This is a genomic window from Porphyromonas miyakawae, assembly GCF_045865415.1.
GTDB classification, from domain to species: domain Bacteria; phylum Bacteroidota; class Bacteroidia; order Bacteroidales; family Porphyromonadaceae; genus Porphyromonas; species Porphyromonas miyakawae.
On record NZ_BAAFSF010000001.1, the window covers coordinates 139090 to 157979 of the forward strand.

General features: G+C 44.7%; 18 protein-coding genes and 2 pseudogenes. 18 read left to right on the forward strand and 2 right to left on the reverse strand.

Features of this window, described 5'->3' with window-relative positions:
- The first annotated feature begins 139 nt into the window (after positions 1–139).
- The 17 genes from dut (at position 140) to ACLWMH_RS00550 (ending at position 16529) form a co-directional block, all read left to right on the forward strand.
- The gene (dut, locus tag ACLWMH_RS00470) at positions 140–601 is read left to right on the forward strand and encodes a dUTP diphosphatase (RefSeq protein ID WP_411914815.1); all 462 of its coding nucleotides are present in this window, start codon (positions 140–142) and stop codon (positions 599–601) included.
- Positions 598–2322: a tetratricopeptide repeat protein gene (locus ACLWMH_RS00475; RefSeq protein ID WP_411914816.1), complete on the forward strand. Its 1725-nt coding sequence runs from the start codon at positions 598–600 to the stop codon at positions 2320–2322. Before dut ends, ACLWMH_RS00475 begins: the two co-directional genes overlap by 4 nt.
- Positions 2323–2375: 53 nt before the next feature.
- Positions 2376–3143: a DUF4292 domain-containing protein gene (locus tag ACLWMH_RS00480; RefSeq protein WP_411914817.1), complete on the forward strand. Its 768-nt coding sequence runs from the start codon at positions 2376–2378 to the stop codon at positions 3141–3143.
- Between the two features lie 17 nt (positions 3144–3160).
- Positions 3161–4420: a murein hydrolase activator EnvC family protein gene (locus ACLWMH_RS00485; protein ID WP_411914818.1), complete on the forward strand. Its 1260-nt coding sequence runs from the start codon at positions 3161–3163 to the stop codon at positions 4418–4420.
- On the forward strand, positions 4408–5382 hold the full coding sequence (gene ribF / locus ACLWMH_RS00490; RefSeq protein WP_411914819.1) for a riboflavin biosynthesis protein RibF: 975 nt from the start codon (positions 4408–4410) through the stop codon (positions 5380–5382). The genes ACLWMH_RS00485 and ribF overlap by 13 nt, the downstream gene beginning before the upstream one ends.
- Before the next feature lie 545 nt (positions 5383–5927).
- Complete coding sequence (locus ACLWMH_RS00495; RefSeq protein WP_411914820.1) at positions 5928–7409, forward strand: 4-hydroxyphenylacetate 3-hydroxylase family protein; 1482 nt, start codon at positions 5928–5930, stop codon at positions 7407–7409.
- Between the two features lie 6 nt (positions 7410–7415).
- On the forward strand, positions 7416–7706 hold the full coding sequence (locus ACLWMH_RS00500) for a NifU family protein (RefSeq protein WP_411914821.1): 291 nt from the start codon (positions 7416–7418) through the stop codon (positions 7704–7706).
- 25 nt (positions 7707–7731) lie between these two features.
- Positions 7732–9018, forward strand: coding sequence for an acetyl-CoA hydrolase/transferase family protein (locus tag ACLWMH_RS00505; RefSeq protein WP_411914822.1), 1287 nt, complete (start codon positions 7732–7734; stop codon positions 9016–9018).
- A 46-nt stretch (positions 9019–9064) separates the two neighbouring features.
- Positions 9065–10183: a 4-hydroxybutyrate dehydrogenase gene (locus tag ACLWMH_RS00510; RefSeq protein ID WP_411914823.1), complete on the forward strand. Its 1119-nt coding sequence runs from the start codon at positions 9065–9067 to the stop codon at positions 10181–10183.
- A gap of 125 nt (positions 10184–10308) precedes the next feature.
- Positions 10309–11667 (forward strand): aldehyde dehydrogenase family protein, encoded by a 1359-nt coding sequence (locus tag ACLWMH_RS00515; protein WP_411914824.1) that lies wholly within the window; start codon positions 10309–10311, stop codon positions 11665–11667.
- Positions 11668–11878: 211 nt separating this feature from the next.
- Positions 11879–12358, forward strand: a complete 480-nt coding sequence (locus tag ACLWMH_RS00520; protein WP_411914825.1) for a ferritin — start codon at positions 11879–11881, stop codon at positions 12356–12358.
- Positions 12359–12568: 210 nt separating this feature from the next.
- Complete coding sequence (locus ACLWMH_RS00525) at positions 12569–12853, forward strand: helix-turn-helix domain-containing protein (RefSeq protein ID WP_411914826.1); 285 nt, start codon at positions 12569–12571, stop codon at positions 12851–12853.
- A 5-nt stretch (positions 12854–12858) separates the two neighbouring features.
- On the forward strand, positions 12859–13161 hold the full coding sequence (locus ACLWMH_RS00530; protein WP_411914827.1) for a helix-turn-helix domain-containing protein: 303 nt from the start codon (positions 12859–12861) through the stop codon (positions 13159–13161).
- Between the two features lie 249 nt (positions 13162–13410).
- Positions 13411–14142: a toxin-antitoxin system YwqK family antitoxin gene (locus tag ACLWMH_RS00535; protein WP_297115116.1), complete on the forward strand. Its 732-nt coding sequence runs from the start codon at positions 13411–13413 to the stop codon at positions 14140–14142.
- A 15-nt stretch (positions 14143–14157) separates the two neighbouring features.
- Positions 14158–14727 (forward strand): LemA family protein, encoded by a 570-nt coding sequence (locus ACLWMH_RS00540; RefSeq protein WP_411914828.1) that lies wholly within the window; start codon positions 14158–14160, stop codon positions 14725–14727.
- A gap of 3 nt (positions 14728–14730) precedes the next feature.
- Positions 14731–15774, forward strand: a complete 1044-nt coding sequence (locus ACLWMH_RS00545) for a DUF3137 domain-containing protein (RefSeq protein ID WP_411914829.1) — start codon at positions 14731–14733, stop codon at positions 15772–15774.
- Between the two features lie 47 nt (positions 15775–15821).
- Positions 15822–16529 (forward strand): DUF1266 domain-containing protein, encoded by a 708-nt coding sequence (locus tag ACLWMH_RS00550; protein WP_411914830.1) that lies wholly within the window; start codon positions 15822–15824, stop codon positions 16527–16529.
- Between the two features lie 91 nt (positions 16530–16620).
- Here ACLWMH_RS00550 and ACLWMH_RS00555 read toward each other — a convergent pair.
- A pseudogene (locus tag ACLWMH_RS00555) lies at positions 16621–17221 on the reverse strand (site-specific integrase); the annotation flags it as partial.
- On the opposite strand from ACLWMH_RS00555, the pseudogene ACLWMH_RS00560 reads away from it, so the two are divergent.
- Positions 17197–17361, forward strand: a pseudogene (locus tag ACLWMH_RS00560) (helix-turn-helix domain-containing protein); the annotation flags it as partial. The pseudogenes ACLWMH_RS00555 and ACLWMH_RS00560 overlap by 25 nt on opposite strands.
- A gap of 36 nt (positions 17362–17397) precedes the next feature.
- On the opposite strand, the gene ACLWMH_RS00565 reads toward ACLWMH_RS00560, so the two are convergent.
- Complete coding sequence (locus ACLWMH_RS00565; RefSeq protein WP_411914831.1) at positions 17398–18882, reverse strand: leucine-rich repeat domain-containing protein; 1485 nt, start codon at positions 18880–18882, stop codon at positions 17398–17400.
- Positions 18883–18890: the final 8 nt, after the last annotated feature.

The window sequence follows — 18890 nt, forward strand, 5'->3', positions numbered from 1 at the left end:
CACAACTGTTTCTCAAAGGGACACCCATTCCGGAGCTTCTGCTTGTGCAGCGCTGAGAAAGTAAATAGCGGTTAAGTGCGTGATTATTGCTACCTTAGCAGTATATTTATACCTAAGTGTATGATAAGTAAGTAAAGGGGTGAAAGTTAGAATACAAATAGTTAACCGCAAGCAGGGAGACGGAGCGGTCTCCTTACCGCAATATGCCTCTTTAGGAGCTGCCGGTATGGATCTATCAGCAGCTATCCCTGAAGCAATCTCCTTACAGCCGGGTGAGCGCTGCTTAGTCCCCACCGGCCTATCCATTGCACTCCCCGTGGGGTATGAAGCGCAGATAAGGCCTCGTAGCGGACTGGCACTGAAGCGCGGAATAACGGTACTCAATGCCCCCGGTACGATTGATTCGGATTATAGGGGCGAGATAGGTGTCGTTCTGATTAATCTTTCATCCGAGCAGGTATGGATAGAGCCGGGAGAGCGTATTGCTCAAATGGTCGTAGCTCGTTATGAGCAGGTGGAGTGGGAGCCGGTCGATCAGTTGGATGCCACGGAGCGTGGCGAAGGAGGGTTTGGTCATACAGGGCGCACGAAATTAGTATGATAAGGCATTCTATTTCTACTCTTTTTGCGTTGTTGCTTTTCCTGCCGTCCATCGGATTGTGGGCAGCGCCTCCTCCTCTTCAAGCGGAGCCTTCTGTTCGTAGGGCGTCGGCACTTATTGAGCAGGCCTCTATATTGTCGCAAATACCTTCATCACGGGCAGAGGCCTTTCATCTATACCATATGGCTTATACCCTATCGCCAAACGGAACTGCCGCACGTGAAATGGCGCTTTTGGCAAAGGAGCGTACTGCATTTCTTTATTGGATGCAAGAGGCTCTCCGGCTAAATCCTAATGATGAGCGTGCCGTGATTTTACTGGCTGAGGACTACCTCGATCGCAATAGTTTTAGTGAAGCTGCAGAAACCTATGAGGCCTACTTGCAGCGTAACCCGAGTGCTATACGTCTCTATCCCCGTATGGCTTATGCGTATGCCAATAGCGGCAATTTGGATAAGGCTGTAGAGGCTCTTTCGCAGTATTTGCAGCAGAATAGCAATGAGGCGGAACGTATTCCGGCAGAGGATCTGCTCTTTCGCATTCTCTCTGAGCAGGGAAAGCGTGCGGAAGCTGTTGACCTGATTATGCGTAGCTACCGAAGCAGAACGACAGTTTCTCCGGAGCTTCTCTATACAACGGTTAACCGGCTATTGACATCCGGCTATTACAAAGATGCCTTAAGCTTGATACAGGATAACGTGGCATTGGTGCATGGAGATTTAGACCTGATGAGCCTTGCCACTACCCTGTTGATCATGAATGGCAAGCGTAACGAAGCGCGGCAGATGATGCTGGATATGGTCTCCAATAAAGGATTTGCAGAGGATGAGCTAATCGCCACAATAGTAAATCACATCTCCGCAGATCGCACGGATAACGGAGTGATTAATGAGTTGTATCTGCCGATAGGCGCCGCCTTGCAAGAGCGTTTCCCTAATTCATACAAAGTATCCGGTTTCTATTACGAAATGCTCGCCATGTTGAAGCAAGAGGAGCCGCTCTCTCGGCAATTGGAGTATATGGTGCGTACCTATCCGGATAGTACCAATGTATATCTGACGCTTGCTCAGCATAGGATAGATAAAAAGGAATTCGATGAAGCCGATAGTGTGCTGGATCATCTGATCGCTCGCGATGGTAAAGAAGCTACCCCCTATTTGATTAAGTCAATGATTGAAGGTACACACCGGAGTAATAATGCAAACGCAATACGCGTGATTGATCAAGGCTTGCATGGTGTACCAACTACCGATAGTACAGGCAGAGCCTCTCTTTATGTGGCTAAGGGAGATTGGCTGTATGCTTCCGGCAAAGTGGACGAGGCTTTTGTTTGCTACGATGAGGCACTTAGCTTGGAGCCTAATAACGTGTATGCATTAAATAATTATGCGTACTATCTCTCTCAAGTGGGGAGAGATATGGAAAAGGCGCTCTCTATGGCGCAAAAGGCGGCTATGCTCGCTCCCGAAGATGCTAATATATTAGACTCGTATGCCTATCTGCTCTATAGAAATGGAGACTATCTGATGGCAGGTATTTATATGCGTAAGGCAATTGATTTGAGCGAAAAGGAGCATGCAACTTTTTTTGAGCATTATGCGGAGATCCTTATAGCAGAGGAGCATTATGACGAGGCCTTGGAGTACCTTGAAAAGGCAAATGCAATAGAGCCATCCACCAAGCTTAAGGATTTGATAGAGGAGATGAAGCAGAAATTATGATAAGCAGGAGGAACATACTCGCAGTTATTAGTTTGTTGTGCTTCTTGTGGACTATGGCCGGATGCTCGGTCCGTAAAGCAACAAGAGAGACACATGGTGCTGCATTAGGTCTCTTAACCAAAGCAGAGGTACTGCGTTTTGTAGACGAACAAAGCGTGCCTACAGAGCCTTTTGCTATGGTAGGTACCATGTCAGTTGCTACCAATGGAGGAAAGAACCTGACCGCCCGTATGGAGCTGCGTTATATACCCGATAAAGGTATGACTATCTCTATACGACCTATTGTATTCTATGAGGCGCTTCGTGCGGGAATACGGCCTGATGGAATCACCGTAATAGACAATTACGGCAAGGGATATCTACAGATAGGCTGGACGGAACTGGCAGAGGCATTGGGTATGCCCATTAGCTACGAACTATGGTTGCGCTTTTTCTTCGGCAAGGCCCTGAATGGTGCTGCGGGTAATGTGGAGCTTCTTCCTGAGTATAGCTTTCAATCCTACTATAAGCCATTGCGCCTCAATGCGCTTTATCAGCTTACGGAGAGCAAACAGACTTTGCGCAAAGTGCGCTATACCTCCGGCAAGCAAGAGGCTGATTATGCGCTTACTGTGTATTACCCTGAGGCATTTGTGCCTTATGCGGGAGGAAAGGTGCCGACTTCGGTACAGTTTGATTTAGAGGGGAGCAATACGCTCCGGGGTACGCTGCAGCTTACTATGGAAGCGCCTAAGCGATGCAAACCTACCCTGCCTACACTTAGTAAACCCAACGGATATACAACCATTAAATTGACAGACTTGATAAAACTCTTGTCTTAAATACATTAGATACGCTTATGAAACGATTCTTTTTGCTTTCCTTGATTTTAATGCTGGTTACGTCTGCCGGTTTTGCTCAGAGTAAGAGTAAAGAGGTACAGCGATTGGAGAAAGAGCGTCAGGAAGCTCTCAAGGAGGTAGAGAAGACCGACCGCCAGCTCAAAAAGGTGAGCAACGACCGTTACAAAAAGCAGAAGGAGGTTAATCTACTCAAAAAGCAGGCCAATCAGCGCAAAAAGGCGGTTAATATATTAGACAAAGAGATAAAGGTACTGGATAAGGATATCGAAACCCTCTCCGCAGAAGCTGTCCGGCTGAAGGGTGAAGAGCTACGCAGACAAAAGTCTTATGAAGAAAGTGTAATTGCTTTGCGTCGCCGTGCGAAAAGTAACGATAGAATGCTCTTCTTGCTCTCTTCCTCAACCTTTGATGAGGGATTGCGTCGTATGCGTTTTCTGAGCCAGTATGCTGCTGCCCATCGGGAGGCGGCTAAGCAACTGCACGATACCCGCACACAAATTGAGAGTAATAAAGATGCCATAACAAGCAACAAAGAGAAGAAGTCTGCTTTGATGGAGACCCGCTCGCAAGAGATGAAAAAGCTCTTAGCACAGCAGAAAAAGGGTAGCGGAGAGGTTAGCCAACTCCGAGGTGAGGAAAAGAAGCTACAGCAGCAGAAAAAGAAGTACCAGCAGCGTGCAAATGCACTGAATAAGAAGATAGAGCAACGGATTGCCTATGAGATAGCAGAAGCCGAGCGTAAGGCACGTGAGGCAGCCGCTAAGGAGAAGGGATCTCCCGGGGCAGAAGAGCGTAAGGCGGTTACCAAAGGTGGATATGCCATGACCGCTGAAGAGAGACGATTGAGTGGTAGTTTTGCCCAAAATAAGGGTAATCTGCTGATGCCGGTATCCGGTAGTTATACGATAGTGGCCTCCTATGGGGTGCAACAGCATAAAACAGCGAGTCGGGTTCAAACCAATAAGAGCGGTATTGATATAGCCGTTCCTAAAGGCACCGGTGCAAGAGCCGTATTTGATGGTACTGTTTCCTCTATTTTTATGGTGGATGGCTACAATTCTTCCGTAATAATCCGACATGGTAACTATCTTACAGTCTATGCAAACCTACAGTCTGTAAGCGTACGAACCGGACAAAAGGTAAAGACCGGACAGAAAATAGGAACCGTAGCTGCGGGTGACGATGGGCGCGGGTTGTTGCACTTCCAGCTCTGGCACGAAAGAACAAAGCAAAACCCAATGTTATGGATACGATAAAGGTCGTGAGGGATGCATGCGGAGCCCTTCGCTTGGAGCATCCTTATGTATTTCCTAATGCTACGGCAGTGACCGTAGGTACTTTTGATGGAGTGCACCTTGGGCATTTGGCCCTGTTAACCCAATTGAAGCGAGAAGCTGCGTTGCGTCATCTTCCCTCTATGGTGGTTACCTTTGATCGAAGTCCTCTTGCTACGGTGCGTCCCGGGCATCCTTATACCCGTCTAAATGATGGAGCAGAACAGCTGACCCGCCTGGAGGCAGTCGGAGTCGATATCACTGTGGTACTTCCATTTGATGGTCCACTCTCTTTGTTGGATGCGGACCAGTTTTTGGAGCAAGTGGTAGTGAAAATGTTACATGCCCACTATATGCTTTTGGGCTATGATCACTCCTTTGGGCATGCCTCTCATTATGGTAATCAACTTAACATAGATCAATTGGCGGCTCGTCATGGCCTTACGATACAGCGTGCTGATATGGCTTGTGATACAGAGGGTAATCCATTCAGCTCAACCCGTATTAAGCAGCTATTGGGTAGAGGAGAAGTAGTCGCTGCCAATAAGTTGTTAGGCTATCCCTATCCTTTGAGCGGTATCGTGGTGTCCGGTCAGCATATAGGACGTACTTTAGGATATCCGACTGCCAATATAGTGCTGGCAGAGCCGCATAAGTTAGTGCCGCCCAATGGGGTGTATGCCGTGTATGTTCGTGTGGGCGAAAGGGTTTTCCCCGGAATGCTATATATTGGTAATCGCCCAACGATAAGCAGTGAGCAGGAGCGTTCTATTGAGGTACATTTGTTCGATTTGGATGAGGAGCTATATAACAAGTCTATTTGTATTGAATTAGAAAAGTTTGTGCGCAGGGATCAACGTTTCTCCGGACGAGAAGAATTGATTCGGGCTATTCAAGAGGATGAAAGGGTTATTCGGGAGTTATTAGGCTGTAGTAAAGTCTGATAGAAGTAACCTCTCTTATACGCTAAAAGAAGGGGAATCCGACTGTGAAAGTGCTCAATCGGATTCACCCTTCTTGTTTTTATTAAGGCACTGTTTTATCCCCTTGGTGTGCGATTGGACGAAAGTGGTGTTGCCAAGTCGGGTGTGCAAAATTACAGTTTTTGAAAAGCGTGGGCTTCTGTTTTGCAAAGTGTATGTGGCAATAGCGATTTGGGGGCTGTGTGAATTGCTTCTTGAGGATTGCAATAGTGAATAAAATACAAACGTTCTTGCAAGGTTATGTGAAATGCTTACTGCCTGATACAGTTTGAGTTAGGTATAAGAAAATGGCTTTAAAAGAGTCAAAATATGCATGCTATTCTATATAAAATAATTATCTTTGTAGCGAAGGGAAAAACTACTTTCTCGGATGGGCGAGTATAGCCTCGTGCAGATGAAAAACAAAGATAAGTGAGTATAAATTAAACTAGGCGCAAATCCGGTATAGAGGAACGGCTGAGTGCGCATAAATAGAATAATCATTAAGAGAGAAAGGAAACACAATTATGATGACGAGAGATGAGTATATCGAGAGTCTAAGGAAGTTAGATCTGAAGGTGTACTTTATGGGTGAAAGGATTAAGAATCCTGTAGACCATCCAATGATTCGCCCCTCATTGAACTCTTTGGCTATGAGCTATAAGCTCGCTGAAATGCCTGAACACAAGGAACTGATGACGGCAAAGAGCCATCTGACAGGGCACACGATTAACCGCTTCTGCCACATTCACCAAAGTGCTCAAGACCTCGTGAATAAGGTTAAGATGCAGCGTTTGCTGGGGCAGGAAACGGCAAGCTGCTTCCAACGTTGCGTAGGTATGGATGCCTTTAATGCTATCTATTCTACTACCTATGAAATGGATAAGGCACTGGGAACGGATTATTTCGAACGTTTCAAAAAGTGGCTCATCATGGTTCAGGACAAGGACCTTGTTGTGGATGGAGCTATGACCGACCCGAAGGGTGACCGCAGTAAGGGCCCGAGCGATCAGGCTGATCCCGATATGTATCTGCATGTAGTTGAAAAACGTGCTGATGGTATTGTGGTATGCGGTGCTAAGGCTCACCAGACCGGTGCTGTTAACTCTCACGAACACCTCATCATGCCTACTTGTAGCATGAGAGAAGCTGATAAGGATTATGCAGTTTGCTTCGCTATTCAAGGTGATGCCCCCGGTGTAAGCATGATCTATGGCCGTCAGAGCTGTGACACCCGTAAGATGGAAGCAGGAGCTGATATAGACTTGGGTAATAGTCAATTCGGTGGTCACGAAGCTTTGGTTATCTTCGACCACGTATTTGTACCCAACGAGCGCGTATTCATGTGCCAAGAATATCAATTCGCCGGTATGTTGGTAGAGCGCTTTGCAGGATATCACCGTCAGTCTTATGGTGGCTGTAAAGTAGGTGTGGGTGACGTATTGATCGGCGCTGCTGCATTGGCTGCTGATTACAATGGTGTCCCCAAGGCTTCTCATATCAAGGATAAGCTCATTGAAATGATCCACTTGAATGAAACCTTGTACGCTTGCGGTATTGCTTGCTCGGCAGAAGGAAAGGCAACCGAAAGTGGCGCTTATCTGATTGACCTGTTGTTGGCGAACGTCTGCAAACAGAATGTAACGCGTCTGCCGTACGAAATTGCTCGTTTGGCTGAAGATATAGCCGGTGGTTTGATGGTTACTATGCCGGCAGAACAAGATCTTCGTCATCCGGAGCTTGGCCCAATTGTACGCAAGTACTTGCAGGGTGCTACCGGTGCTGACACGGAAAACCGTATGCGTGTACTTCGCTTGATTGAAAATATCACGTTAGGTACTGCTGCAGTAGGTTATCGTACAGAGTCACTTCACGGAGCAGGCTCTCCTCAGGCACAGCGTATTATGATTTCTCGTCAGGGAAATATCGCTGCTAAGAAGGAGTTGGCCCGTAAGATTGCTAAGATAGATACTTCAAAGGATCACTTCGAAGTACCTGCAAAGAAGTAATATTCTGTGAAGCAACTAACTTATGAAAAGGTAGAGGAGCTACTTAAAGACAAAGTGGCTCCCTATCTTGCTTCTCATGGGGGCTCTGTCGAGTTGTTGAAGGTGACACCAGAGGGCGAGGTGCATATAAGTTTTCATGGAGCATGCGCCAATTGCCCTTCAATGGGGGATACTATTTCGCAAAGCGTGGAGAGTCGTCTTGAAGAGGCTTTCCCCGGAGAGTATGTCAAGGTTGTGGTAGAGAATAATATAGATGACGAATTGTGGGACTTTGCGAAAAAGATATTGCGTAAGTAAATAAAAAAGGAATAGGACGAAAACAATGATAGACTACACGAAGAAGATAGTAACGGCCGACGAGGCTGTGCGTCAAGCCGTACACGATGGCGAGACGATTGTTGTGGCACATGCAGCAGGAGCACCAAAACCACTTGTAGATGCATTAGCAAGTAATTATGAACGCTTTCACAACGTGAAGCTCTTTCACCTGATTACATTGGGGGATGCACCTTATTGCGATCCTAAGATGGAGGGGCATTTTCATTTGATGGCCGGCTTCTTGGGAGGAAATACCAGAGCTTGTGTGGCAGAGCATAGAGGTGACTTTATACCTGTCTTCTTCCATCGCCTCCCTTACTATTTTCGCGAAGGGCTGATCCCATGTGATGTGGCTTTTATTCAGGTGTCAAAGCCTAATGAAGCCGGTATGTGTAGCTTTGGTGTATCTTGTGACTATACAAAGCCGGCAGCAGAAAAAGCTCGTGTAGTGGTTGCTGAGATGAATGAGCAGATGCCCTTTATTGAGGGAGATAACTTCATCAATGTAAAGGATATCGATTATATCGTTGAAACAAATCGTCCGTTGTATGAATTGCCTCTACCTAAAATCGGAGATGTAGAGCGTGCTATTGGAAAGAATGTAGCTGATTTGGTGGATGATGGCGCTACGTTGCAGTTGGGTATTGGTTCTATTCCCGATGCTGTGCTTAGCTTCTTAGGTGAGAAAAATGATCTCGGTCTGCATACGGAAATGTTCTCCGATGGAGCTATTCCCCTAATTGAAAAGGGAGTGATGAATGGTAAGCGTAAGCAGATAGACAATGGTCTACATACTTCTACTTTCCTAATGGGTTCAAAGAAGCTATATGACTTCGCTAACCATAACGATAGCATCAAGATTGCTCCCGTTGACTATGTGAATGATCCTATGGTGATCGGTCAGTTGGACAATATGATTAGCATCAATAGCTGTATCGAGGTTGACTTACAGGGGCAGGTCAATAGTGAATCTATGGGGCTGACTCAATTCAGCGGAGTAGGAGGTCAAGTAGACTATGTACGTGGTGCTGCTATTTCCAAGGGAGGTAAGAGTATTATGGCTATCCCCTCTACGGCACGTAAGGGTACTGTATCTCGTATAGTAGCTAACTTTGCTCCCGGCTCTGCGATTACAACCAGCCGTAATGATGTAGATTATATTGTTACTGAATATGGTACGGCCCGCTTGGCAGGTTTGAGTCTGCGCGATCGTGCTAAGGCACTAATTGCCATTGCCCATCCTAATTTCAGAGATGAGCTGGAAGAAGAAATGAAGCGCCGTTTCTGCTAATACTACGAAAAAGACAAAACAAAACTAAGACACAATATACATACATATGCAACTGTTTAAGTTATCTACAAAGCTACACAGCTTTGATACTTTTGCTGAGTTCGCAAAGGAGTTTGAGCTTGGTAAAGACGACTTGGTAATTACCAACGATTTCCTTTATCAGCCCTTTATGAAAGCACTCAATTTGCCCTGTAAGTTTATCATGCAGGAGCATTATGGTAAGGGCGAGCCGAGTGACGAGATGATTAACCAAATATTGCGCGACATCGCCGGAACTCCCTATAAGCGTGTAATCGGTGTGGGCGGCGGTACGGTAATCGATATATCCAAGATCTTTGCTTTGGAAGGATTGAAGGACGATGTTCTTCCCGCTTTCGATAAAAAAATACCCATCGTAAAGGGCAAGCAGATTATCATTCTGCCTACTACCAGCGGAACCGGTAGCGAAGTAACCAACATTTCCATTGCCGAAATAAAGAGTCGTGGTACCAAAATGGGTCTGGCAGACGATGCCATCGCTCCCGATGATGCCGTATTTATTCCGGAACTGCTTAAGGGTTTACCCTTCCCCTTCTATGCGGCCAGTTCCATCGATGCGCTCATTCATGCTGTTGAGTCTTATGTATCTCCTAAGAGCAATGAATACACGCGCATATTTAGCTTGAAGGCTATTAGCACGATTATCCCCGTATTTAAGGCTATTGCCGAAAAGGGAGAGGATGAGCGCCACAAGCATCATGCCGTTATGTTGGAAGCAGCCAATATGGCGGGTATTGCCTTTGGTAATGCAGGTGTAGGTGCCGTACATGCTCTTTCTTATCCCTTGGGTGGTAACTATCATGTGCCTCACGGAGAGTCTAACTATCAGTTCTTTACTGAGGTATTTAAGCATTACCACGCTAAGAATCCAAATGGTTCAATTAAGGAGATTGAAGCCTATTTGGCAAAGGAATTGGGCTGCGATACGGCTAATGTATATGATGCATTAGATGCTCTTCTCGGTCAGCTGATAAGCCGTAAGCCTCTTCACGAATATGGTATGAAGGAAGAGGAAATCAAGGGCTTTGCAAAGGCTGTGATAGAAACACAACAGCGTCTCCTAAAGAATAATTATGTTCCTTTCTCTGAAGAGGAGATCACAGAAATATATCGTACTTTATACTGATTAGCGTATAAATAATTAGCACCTTTTTCTTATTGTGTAGCAGTTTGGGTGTAATACTGAGACTGCTACACAATACCCTTATGTCGTTTCATTACTCAAAAATATAGTTCACAACTTATAAAAATATGGAAATAAAAGAGATGGTGGCCCTTGCACGCAAGGCCCAATTAGAGTACCAAGCTACTCATAACCAAGAAAGTGTAGATAATATTTGCCGTGCAGCTGCAAAGGTTATCTATGACAATGCTGAAATGCTGGCTCGCGAAGCTGTCGATGAGACCGGTATGGGTGTTTATGAAGATAAAGTATCTAAGAATCGCGGTAAATCGAAAGGTGTTTGGTACAATCTTCACGATAAGAAATCTGTAGGTATCCTCAATATTGATGAGCGTACAGGTATGATTGAGATTGCTAAGCCTATGGGTGTGGTCGGTGCTGTAACTCCTACTACCAATCCGATTGTAACTCCTATGAGTAACATTGTATTTGCCCTTAAAACGTGTAATGCAATCATTATCTCTCCGCACCCCCGTTCCAAGAAGTGCTCTAAGCATGCAGTAGACCTCATCAAGGAAGCTATTAAGCCGTTTAATGTACCTGAGTATATGGTACAGGTAATTGAAGAGCCTTCTATTGAAGCTACACAGCAGTTGATGGCTGCCGTAGATGTAGTAGTAGCTACTGGTGGTATGGGTATGGTTAAGAGTGCATACTCCTCTGGTAAGCCTTCATATGGAGTAGGTGCAGGTAACGTACAGGTAATCTTCGACTCTGACATCAATTTTGAAGATGCTGCTGAAAAGGCTATTTATGGTCGCTCATACGACAATGGTATTATCTGTACCGGTGAGCAGAGCATTATCTATAACAAGAAGGATCACGACGCTGTGTACGATGCTATTCGTAAGCGCGGTGGTTACATTTGTACCGCAGAAGAAGGTGAAAAGATCCGTGAAGTCCTCTTCCCCAACAATGGTCCTATCAATAAGGATGTAGTAGGTCAGAGCGTTCAAAAGATTGCTAAGGCTGCCGGTATCAATGTACCCGAAGGCTCACGTGTGATCTTGGTAGAAGCTAAGGGCCCGGGTAAGGAAGATTGCATCTGCAGAGAAAAAATGTGTCCTGTAATGTGCTTGCTCTCTTACAACCACTTCGAAGAAGGTGTTGAGCTCGCTTGTACGAACCTTGCTGTTGAAGGTAATGGCCACTCTTGTGCTATTCACTCCAATAACCAGGCTCACATCATCCTTACCGGTTCTCGTGTAACGGTATCTCGTATCGTTGTAAATGCACCCAGTGCAACTACAGCCGGTGGACATATCCAGAATGGTCTCAATGTAACCAATACACTTGGTTGCGGTTCTTGGGGTAATAACTCTATTTCAGAGAACTTTACTTACAAGCATTTGATGAACATTTCTCGTATCGCTCCGCTGAATCCTGCTATCAAGGTGCCCAACGATAAAGAAATCTGGGAGCTTTAATAGAGTAAGCGAAGAAGCTTTTATATAATAGACACTGTCGGGTTACAATGGCTCGACAGTGTTTTTTTTCGCTTAATAATGAGATATTAGCTATAATGGCCACCTCTATATTGAATGGATCTATTGTAATGAGGAGGGGTGAAGAATGTACGGATTTAGTTTGTATATTAGTAGCGAAAATAAAACTCAATTTAGTTAGGAGGGCTTATTTATGATCTCAAAGAAAATGCAAGCAGCATTTAATGAACAAATTACAGAAGAGTTGTACTCGTCTAACATTTATATGTCAATGGCTTACCACATGGAAGGTCTTGGTTACGAAGGTTGTGCTCATTGGTTGATAAAGCAATCTGATGAAGAGCTTCAGCATGCTCGTGAAATGGCTTCATTCGTAGTCAGCCGTGGTGGAAAAGTTGAGATGCGTGCTATACAGGCAGTTAAAGATGAGTGGAAGAATCCGTTGCAGTTATTTCAAGCTGTTTATGAGCACGAGTGTCATATTAGTCAGTGCATCAACGACTTGTTAGATAAGGCTCGCGAAGAGGGCGATAAGGCAGCAGAAGAATTTTGCTGGCACTTTGTACGTGAGCAGGTTGAAGAAGAGGCTACTTCGGGCGGTATTGTCGACAAACTTAAGAATAATGGCGAAGGAGCAATTATCTTGTTAGACCACGTTATGGCGAGTCGTTGAGAAAGCATTGTTTTTTCTTAGTCATTAATTAAATAGTAATGGGGAGCACTTGCAAAAGTGTCCCCCAAATTTTTTGGGGGTGTGGACTATCTATCTGAGAAATAAGAGGTTACCGTTTGGAGAAGTGTGGATAGGTGACGATTTAGAAATGAACGAAGTGCTTTGAAGTACATTGTTTTGATGATTAGCTCTTTTTCGAGAGCTAAAGCCATGTTAGAAGAGTTCTTTCGCAAGACGCATAAGGACAGTTTTCTTGCTTCTGAGTGCATCGAGGAGCTGACAAAGAGTTTCAATGAACATTTTGCGCCACCAGCTCAATTCCCTGACTTATTACACAATGGGGATGTATGCCGAATACTGAACATCAGCAAGCGAACATTGCAACACTATCGAAACTCGTCCGTGCTGCCTTTTATCCAAATCGGACATAAGTGCTATTACAAGCGAGAAGATGTGGAAGCTTTCCTCGCTAACTCTAATACTCGTAAAGGCTAACAACTATGGAGTACGAAACTATTAATAAAGAAACAACAGAGATGAAACAACTCATCTCTGGCATTAAAGGTTTGACGAATCGAGTGAGAAGCATAGCTCAAACTCATCGTCCTCTTTTTGAAGGTGAAATCTACCTCACAGGACGGGAGGTTTGCGAGAGATTGTTCCTTTCCCCTCGCACCCTGCAAGACTATCGGGATAAAAACATTATCCCTTACACCCAAATTGCAGGGAAAATCCTCTATCGGCTCTCAGACATAAACAGAATACTGAGTGAGAACTATGTCAACAGAAACCTTCATCGGTAATGATGTAGGTCTTTGTTTTTATCCATTGTTTTGGTCAGAGTATCGCAAAAAAAACTCTATCTTTGCCATTGAGTATCTGTGTATGCTCTTGCCTCTTGATAAAAGAGGCAGGATATTTTCTCATATGCTCGAGAGCAGAGAAACTTAAAGCAACAAAGGACAAAGGAAGCGAAGCACATAGTTTCACGTTTATTAAACAGTCAATGAAGCAAAAGTAACCAATTAAATAATTGGGCATTCTACTATAATATGAATCGATATATTCTCTTTTTCTTCTCGCTGTTGCTGAGCCTTTCGGTATCGGCTCAAAAGGTTATTCTAAGCGATGAACTCTTACCCCTATCGGGCGAAAACAATACGACAGTTTATTTCGAAAAGGACAGCCGAAAACCCTTGCAGGGAGAGTGGCGTATCAAGCGGGAGCTTGACGAAGAGACTATTTCCTTTTCTAACGGACTGATGGATGGCAAGTACCACCGCTATCGGGATGGTGTACTGAGAGAAACGGGAGCGTATGACCAGGGGAAAAGAAATGGGGTGTTCACGGAGTACTACCAAGACGGCAAAACTGTCAGCAAGATTACCCCTATGAAGAAGGGCAAAATCGATGGCTGTGTAAAAACCTATTTCAAAGACGGTCGTTTGGATTTGGAGAAGGAATACCAGGAAAGTGTGGAAAACGGCTTTGAAAAGCGGTATGACAGCCAAAACGGTGCTCAAATACTTGAGACCCATTGGGTGAATGGGAAGAAAGACGGGGTCGAATGGAAACTCACGAAACAGGGAGATGGCGTTGAAAGCAAAGTTACACGAACTTATCGCATGGGCGTGCTACATGGGGCGTACAAAGAAGAAGTTTTGCGCAACGGAAATCCGATTTTGGTTGTAGAGGGACAGTATGCCGATGGAGAACGTTCGGGGGTATGGAAAGAGTACGACGCCACTATGAAGACGACAAGAGTACTAAGAAATAATCATTGAGACAAGCGAATTTGTATGACTGCATCAATAATTGCCGGAAGTGTCCTTGTCGCAATAGCTGTGCTTATACTGATTTGGGGTATAATCACCTCTAATAATCTCATTGCCAAGAAAAACAGGGTGGAACAATGCCGGAGTGGCATTTGTGTGGCACTCAAGCAGAGAAATGACCTTATACCCAATTTGGTGGCATCTCTTAAAGCGTATATGGGACACGAAAATGAAATCCTTACCCGCATAGCCGAACTAAGGTCTCGAGCAGACGGAGCCCCCGAAGCAGAACAAATCAAGGACGGGACAGAAATCTCCGCTCTTCTCAAACAAGTTAAGGCCGTTGTTGAGAGTAATCCGGATCTCAAAGCCAATGAGCAGTTTGTCTATCTCCAATATCAGATAACGGATATGGAGAAAGAATTGCAGGCTATACGCCGAACTTATAACGCAACCGTAACGGATTACAACAATGCCGTAGAAATGTTCCCGTCTTCATACATCGCTTCAAGAAAACATCTTGGGAAAGAAGCATTGATACGAATTCCTGAAAGTGAGTTGGGCGACATTCATATCAAGGAGATTTTCGGATAATTGATGAAAGAAGACCACTTGATTGACTTCAAGATTGTCGCTCAACAAATGAGAGGGCAACTAACCCACATAGCTATGTGGCGTAAGATTGTTAGGCTTCTCATTTATTCCGTTTACCCTTTGGCTCTGCTTTGGCTTGCATTCACTATATTCGGAAGGTATATCGTCGATGCTGGCAATTATGAAACCTCACAAATAACGGCAACGTATGTCGTCATATTCTTTGTCGCCTTTGTGGTCCTCAATACGCTGTTCTCTTTATGCCTAAATGTACTGAAGCAGAAAGAGGAAAAAGTAATGGGGCAAATTATCAACCAGCTATTTCCGGATGCAAATTATTCTCCGACAAAAGAAGTAAAGGTGTCCGATATTCGGGCAAGCAGACTATTCGGACCCACAAATAGGTCGGAGGGTACTCTGCAAGTGGCAAGTTACGGTGCATTGAGTTTCCCAACTCAGCATCAAGCATTGACAATAGCCGATATAGGAGTAACCGCAACAAATGAACAGAATACTAAACCATGGAGATCCTTTAGGCTCCTCTATCGGGCGATTTTCAGTCCGATGTGGGGCGCACAAGTAGAGAGCACGATGTTCAGCTTTAGGGGAATGTTTGGTTACTGCCGTCTTCCAAGAACTTGCAGGGGATTTGTTATGCTGCTTCCCGACCATTTGGAGGATAAGTTGGGCTACTTCGCTCTGACGATACAAAAACTGAGGGAGAGACATAAAGCAAAGTTTGTTTATTTGGAAGACCCCGAGTTTGAACGTCTCTTTACCGTATATGCCGATGACGAGGTAGAAGCCCGTATGATTTTGACCCCGGCAATGATGAAGGAACTTACCGCTCTTCGTTGTTCCTTTACTCATGACTTGATGCTCTCCTTTAGCGGAGATACATTTTATTATGCCTCCAATATGCCAAAAGGATTTCTTCGCCTTAGCGGGAAAACATCTTTAAACGAAGACCTATTGCTTGAAATCTACCAAGAGATCGGATTCTGTCTTTCTGTAGAGGAAATGATGGGGAAGCATGTGGATAAGTAGGAAATATGATATAATAGACTTATGTTTAACTTCAGAATAATACTTGTATGATCTGGAAAATCATCGTGGCAATAGTCGCTGTCTTGATTATTGCTTTTATCGTGTTTGAAATCGTGTCTCGCATCTTTGCTAAGAAAAACCTGAAAGCCTTTTTGGCTTCTCATCCTCAAACACCGCTCACCGAGGAAAAGAAAAGGTTACTGGTATTTGGAGCCATCTTGTCTTGTTATCGCAATGAGGACATCCTTAGTATTATCACCGATGATAATATGAATGTATACAAGACCGGGCTTCAAAAACAATGGAGCATTAATGGTCGGGAAGATGCTCTAGAGACGCTAAACGCTCTGCTTAATTTAGAGCGGAGTACGGAATTGGACGAAGTCCTTGCTCAAAGAGGTTCTTCCGAGGAACTTATTGAGCTGCAGACTTTGATAGCAGACGGGCTAAAAACGGATTTGGCTCAAGTCCGGACCACAACCTCCACGTATGCTTGGGACGTATGCCGACTGGTGAGCTTGGCAAAATGGTGTTATTGGTTGCAATACATCAGTGAAGCGGAAATGTGGAAGTACCTCAATGAAGGAGCGGTGAAAGCATCGTCATTAGGCAAAGACTGGAACGACTATACGGTCTCGTTCTTAATGGGCCGAGCCATTCAAGGATTTGGTACAGAGGATATCATAGACGATTGTAAGGCTCTATATCATAGAGAGTCTGACACGGATGTGTATTCCAAATACAGCTTTAAATAACTTTTCAAAGCTGACCGAGACCTCTGTGCAAAGGTCTCCCAATGATGGTATAATCAATGGTCCTTTACAAAAAGGATCATTGACTATATTATTATCTATGTCTATCTTTCTTGTGAGAAAGAGGAAGTCTTTGACAGCTGTTTTTTGTCAATCTGTCCATATCGTTTGCAATCTTCTGGTCGGTGATTTGGGCGTAGATTTGCGTGCTGGCAATAGACGAATGCCCCATCATCTTAGCGATGCTTTCTATCGGAATGCCTGCCTCCAAGGTCAGTGTGCCGAACGTGTGTCTTGCACAGTGCCAAGTCAACGGAGTACGGATGCCACATGCCAACCCCACGGCTTTGAGATGACGGAGTAGCTTCCAGTCGCTCATTGTATCGGGGAATATCTTGTAGTCCCCCCTTGCTATTCTCTTTCGTGTAAAGCGAAAGTATCTGCTCCGCTATCGGATGCAGGGGTATCAAACTCTCCACCTCCGTTTTCTGTCTTGCTTTGCGGATATACCGTTTTCCCTCGCTGTTCGTCTCGATTTGCGAAGCTCCTAGCCCTCGTAAATCAACAAATGCCAAGCCCGTAAAGACGGAGAAAAGAAACATTCTTCGGCTTAGTTCTGCCCCTTCATCCTGCAACGGGAATGCCAAGAGCTTTGCCACATTGCCCTTGCTCAGGAAACGAGGTCTGCGAGAGATTGTTCCTTTCCCCTCGCACTCTGCAAGATTATCGGGATAAGAACATTATCCCTTACACCCAAATCGCAGGGAAGATTCTCTATCGGCTCTCAGACATAAACAGACTGCTCCAAGAAAACTACAAAGGAATAATCAAGTAGATTGAGAGCAGAGAGACTTCTCTTTTGAGAGGATTGTTATAGTGATATTTTGCAGACGGTTTTTCCTATATGTACAACATACAATCCATTGGGTAGGGAGATTGTTGCTTGATTGGTTATCTGCCCTTTCCAAACAAGAGTTCCGCTGATGTTATATACATTGACAGATGCAGGCTCATAGTTCACGTTGCCGTTTGCCTCGATATGTAGCGTGCCATCCTTTCCGTACACTTTGTATGCATCGGTCGGCATGGTTGGCGTACTGATGGAAGTGGGCCATTGCCAAGCCTCCAACTCTACAATATTCTTGAACTCCGAAAACACCATGGATGTGCGGTAGGCATCGGCAGAACCCTTTGGAACATAAAGAATAGCAGTTTCCATCGGACAAGATTCGAATGGCAGATATGGGCCATCGCCATTTGTCCATTCTGTAGTCACTGGTGGAATTATAGGCCGTGCGTAAACCTTTTGCAATTTACTATTATTCCAAAATGCGTTCCTGCCTATAAAAGTCACACCTGCCGGTATATCAATGGAATCCAAGGGTGCGCTGTCAAAGGCATATTTCTCGATACGCGTGACCGTGGAAGGAATGTTTATTTTACGGAGCCTGAGGTTCCAGAAGAAAGCTCCTTCGCCAATTCGCGTAATTCCGTCCGGGATATTGACCTCCTCCAAAGCACTGCACCAATTAAAGGCATCATCTCCAATCTCCGTCAATTTATCGGTGAGGATCGTTACTTTGCGCAATCCTGCCATTCCCGAAAAGGTTTGTCTTAAAACTCTTACATTCTTAGGGACAACCGTTTCTTCAATCGTACTAATCCCATAATACGGAGAGCCATCCAATATCTCAACCGTTTCGGGTAAGATTGCCACAGAAGGAGAAACTTCACAACAGTTTATAAAAATGTTATCATACATTTCCCGAAGTTTGGATGGGATATTCACCTCTTTGAGTTTCCAGCATTCTGCAAATAACATATCATTCATTACTTCAAGATTGTCCGGAAGTCTCACTTTTTCTATTTTTATGCTATAAAAAAGTAAATTCTCACCTATTTCCTCCACACTTTCGGGGATAATCAACTCTTTGAGGAGAACATTATAACCAAAAGCATTCTTACCGATCTTTTTTAGTGTCTTAGGCAACTTATAGTCTTTTATGTAACTTCCGTAAAAAGCCTTGTCGGGTAGAGCATCATTCACCAAGCGTGCATCCTCCATGTCCAGATGCCTCAAGCATGTCTTGAGGGTATCCTCTTTCTCCATCGCTATTTTCAGATAACTCTCATCTTTCATGTCTGTGGGCTTTGGAGCAATGGGCCAACACAGGTAATGAAGGAATGCGATGTCTCTGTCGTTAAGTGTTCCCGTCACCCGAATGCGGGTGAGTTCTTCGGCTCCCGGTCCAATGACTTCCTGTAACGTTCCCGGAGTTTCCACGTGATATTCCTGCGCTTGGGCGGTTAGTGTGAATATCAGCAACAATAGTATTGAGTAAAGTCTTGATGTCATGGTTGTTC

Coding starts and splice junctions, on each gene's coding strand:
- ACLWMH_RS00475 (WP_411914816.1), top strand. CDS start 598: ATGATAAGGCATTCTATTTCTACTCTTTTTGCGTTGTTGCTTTTCCTG.
- ACLWMH_RS00480 (WP_411914817.1), top strand. CDS start 2,376: ATGGCCGGATGCTCGGTCCGTAAAGCAACAAGAGAGACACATGGTGCT.
- ACLWMH_RS00485 (WP_411914818.1), top strand. CDS start 3,161: ATGAAACGATTCTTTTTGCTTTCCTTGATTTTAATGCTGGTTACGTCT.
- ribF (WP_411914819.1), top strand. CDS start 4,408: ATGGATACGATAAAGGTCGTGAGGGATGCATGCGGAGCCCTTCGCTTG.
- ACLWMH_RS00495 (WP_411914820.1), top strand. CDS start 5,928: ATGATGACGAGAGATGAGTATATCGAGAGTCTAAGGAAGTTAGATCTG.
- ACLWMH_RS00505 (WP_411914822.1), top strand. CDS start 7,732: ATGATAGACTACACGAAGAAGATAGTAACGGCCGACGAGGCTGTGCGT.
- ACLWMH_RS00510 (WP_411914823.1), top strand. CDS start 9,065: ATGCAACTGTTTAAGTTATCTACAAAGCTACACAGCTTTGATACTTTT.
- ACLWMH_RS00515 (WP_411914824.1), top strand. CDS start 10,309: ATGGAAATAAAAGAGATGGTGGCCCTTGCACGCAAGGCCCAATTAGAG.
- ACLWMH_RS00520 (WP_411914825.1), top strand. CDS start 11,879: ATGATCTCAAAGAAAATGCAAGCAGCATTTAATGAACAAATTACAGAA.
- ACLWMH_RS00525 (WP_411914826.1), top strand. CDS start 12,569: ATGTTAGAAGAGTTCTTTCGCAAGACGCATAAGGACAGTTTTCTTGCT.
- ACLWMH_RS00530 (WP_411914827.1), top strand. CDS start 12,859: ATGGAGTACGAAACTATTAATAAAGAAACAACAGAGATGAAACAACTC.
- ACLWMH_RS00535 (WP_297115116.1), top strand. CDS start 13,411: ATGAATCGATATATTCTCTTTTTCTTCTCGCTGTTGCTGAGCCTTTCG.
- ACLWMH_RS00540 (WP_411914828.1), top strand. CDS start 14,158: ATGACTGCATCAATAATTGCCGGAAGTGTCCTTGTCGCAATAGCTGTG.
- ACLWMH_RS00545 (WP_411914829.1), top strand. CDS start 14,731: ATGAAAGAAGACCACTTGATTGACTTCAAGATTGTCGCTCAACAAATG.
- ACLWMH_RS00550 (WP_411914830.1), top strand. CDS start 15,822: ATGATCTGGAAAATCATCGTGGCAATAGTCGCTGTCTTGATTATTGCT.
- ACLWMH_RS00565 (WP_411914831.1), bottom strand. CDS start 18,882: ATGACATCAAGACTTTACTCAATACTATTGTTGCTGATATTCACACTA.